Source organism: Streptomyces recifensis (assembly GCF_002154615.1).
Lineage (GTDB): Bacteria > Actinomycetota > Actinomycetes > Streptomycetales > Streptomycetaceae > Streptomyces > Streptomyces griseoluteus.
The window spans coordinates 1-2,036 of record NZ_MUNH01000603.1 but is presented as its reverse complement, the minus strand read 5'-3'; the positions used below and the strand labels follow the sequence as shown (position 1 = coordinate 2,036).

Genomic DNA, 2,036 nt, shown 5'->3' with positions numbered 1-2,036 from the left:
CCGAGGGCGGCCGGGCCGAGCTGCGGCTCGCCCGGCGCGACGGCAGCTATGTCTGGGTGTCGCTGCGCAACTCCGTGGTCGCGGACGCGGCCGACGGCCCGCGCTTCCTGCTGACCCACGTCGAGGACATAGAGGAGCGCAAGCGCCGTGAGCTCCAGCTCGCCCACCGCGCCTCCCACGACTCCCTGACCGGGCTGCCCAACTCCGCCGAGCTGCGCTCCCGGCTCGCCGCCCGGCTGTGCCGCCGCCCGGCCCACCTCGGCGCCCTGGACTCCCTGGACGCCGCCTACGGCCACCCGGCCGGCTCCGGCGACGCCCACGGCTTCGACTTCCCACCGGGCCCGGAGGCGTACGACGCCTTCGACCACCATGTGCACACCGTCGCCCCCGAGCAGGGCTCCGACGACGGCACCAAGGGGCTCGCGGTCCTCTTCTGCGACCTGGACGGCTTCAAGTCGATCAACGACCGCTTCGGGCACAACGCGGGCGACGCGGTCCTCATCGAGGTGGCCCGCCGGCTCAGCGCGGGACTGCGGGACGGCGACACCGTGGCCCGGCTCGGCGGCGACGAGTTCGTGATCCTCGCCGACGGCCTCGGCCAGGCCGACGCCGCCGACCTCGCGGTGCGGCTGCGCAACGAGATCATCCAGCCGATCCGGGCCGAGGGCCGGGCGGTCCGGGTGGGCGCCAGCTTCGGCATCGGCTGGGCGCACTGCGGGATGACGGCCGACGAAGTGCTGAAGTCCGCCGACGAGCGGATGTACGTTGAGAAACGATCTCGTCCCAAACAGCATCGGCGTGCCGGGTGAAACGCAGGTCAGTGCGCTGACACTGCTGGGCTCCGCGCTTCGGGCGCCCGTTCGGGGGTCCCCCGTCCGAGCGAATCGGGGTGTGCGGGAGGGTAGGCTCGCCATTCCAACCCCGTACCCCGCCCGCCCGCACTTGTTGAGGAGTACCCAGGGATGACGCCCGGCGACAACGGCGCGAGCAAGCCCGAGGAAGACGACCCGTTCGGCTACCTGTACGCCGACGGCCAGGCCCGGGGGGCCCAGCCGCCGTCCGGTGGTTACGGCTACCCCAACGCGGTCAACAGGGTGCGCCCGGTCGGTGAGCGCCGGTACGGACAGGCGCAGCAGACCGCCCCGCCGCAGCAGGGTGGCTACGGGCAGACGACCGCCCACTACCAGGCGCCGGAGACGATGCCCGGCGGTGCTCCCACCTCCCGGCAGGCGTCGCACGGCGGCGGTGGCGGCGGGCGGCGCGGGCCGAACACCAAGGGCCTGCTGATCGGCGCCATCGCGGTGGTCGCCGCGGTCGTGATCGGCATCGGCATCGCGATGCTCAACGGCAACTCCGACGACGACAAGGGCGGCAACCAGGCGGACGCCTCCCCGACCCAGTCGCAGGAGGCCCCGCCGAGCCCCAGGGCGACCAGCACCGGCGAGGCCGGCGAGCTGCCGAAGGCCGACGCGGTCGACGACGCGGTGCAGCTCGCGGGCGGCGCCGCCCCGGCCTCCGACATCAAGGGCGCGAAGTCGGCGGGCGGCTCCTACGTGGGCGGCCTGAACCACGTCGGCGCCTCGGTGACCTGGACGGTGGACGTGCCGAAGCCGGGCAAGTACACGCTGAACGTCAACTACGGCGTGCCGGGCAAGGACGCCAACACCACGCTGACGATCAACGGCACCTCGCAGAACCGCCCGCTGAACATGTCGAACTTCGCCCACGCCCCCGAGGGCGACTGGGAGCGCGGCTGGACCCACACCTGGGCCAACCTCGAGCTCCAGAAGGGCTCGAACACGATCAGCATCTCGTGCGGCAGCGGCAACCAGTGCGACGTCAACCTGGACCAGTTCTGGCTGGAGAAGGGCTGGCGATAGCCGGTAACGGCTCCTACGCCGCCGATTCCTCGTCCGTCACCGTGGCCGCGGCCAGCAGCCGTTCGTAGTCCGCGGGGTCGAACTCCCCGGCCGTGGGCGCCAGTACGGCCACCGCCCTCTCGGCGGCGGCCGTACTGGCGCCCACGGCCGGGGAGT

Annotated in this window: 1 protein-coding gene and 1 pseudogene; both read left to right on the top strand. The window is 72.9% G+C overall.

Features of this window, described 5'->3' with window-relative positions; all coding sequences use genetic code 11:
* Positions 1 to 809: pseudogene (cdgB, locus tag CCN33_RS26915) on the top strand (diguanylate cyclase CdgB); the annotation flags it as partial.
* Positions 810 to 962: 153 nt separating this feature from the next.
* Entirely contained in the window at positions 963 to 1,880 is a 918-nt protein-coding gene (locus CCN33_RS26910; protein WP_086696039.1) for a CBM35 domain-containing protein, read from the top strand.
* Positions 1,881 to 2,036 lie beyond the last annotated feature (156 nt).

Excerpts from the sequence above, each read along its gene's own strand:
- CCN33_RS26910 (WP_086696039.1), top strand. The coding sequence starts at position 963 with ATGACGCCCGGCGACAACGGCGCGAGCAAGCCCGAGGAAGACGACCCG.